Below are 440 nucleotides of genomic sequence, written 5' to 3'. Positions count from 1 at the left end.
ATATAGGGTTTTGAGCCCGTCGCCGGAAGCTGATCGCTATGCGGCTCTCTTCAGGGCGGCCAGATCCGCGCCCCGGATGGCGTTCAGGTTGCGGGTGATTTTCTCCGCCGGCCAATCCCTCCAGCAGATCGCGAGAAGCTCCGCGACGACATCGTCCGGGAAGCGCTGCCGAAGCACCTTGGCCGGGTTGCCGCCGACGATCGCGAAGGGAGGAACATCCGAGGTCACGACGGATTTGGCCGCGATGATCGCCCCGTCTCCGATCCGGACGCCCGGCATGGTCGTGGCCTCATGGCCGATACAGACATCGTTTCCGATGACGGTGTCGCCCTTGAGACCGGCCTGGATCGTCGTCCAGTCGAAGCCTTCCTCCCAGCCTTGGCCGAAGATGTTGAAGGGATAGGTCGAGAAGCCCGTCATGGCATGGTTGGCGCCGTTCA

At 63.4% G+C, this 440-nt stretch carries 1 protein-coding gene; it reads right to left on the bottom strand.

The window, feature by feature from the left end; translation table 11 throughout:
- Positions 1 to 36 precede the first annotated feature (36 nt).
- Positions 37 to 440 (bottom strand): CatB-related O-acetyltransferase (locus AC2JF9_RS09410; RefSeq protein WP_500727246.1); only part of this gene is annotated, 404 nt, incomplete at its 5' end.

This window comes from Lactobacillus sp. C449L, assembly GCF_059900815.1.
This window is presented reverse-complemented; position numbering and strand designations above follow the sequence as displayed.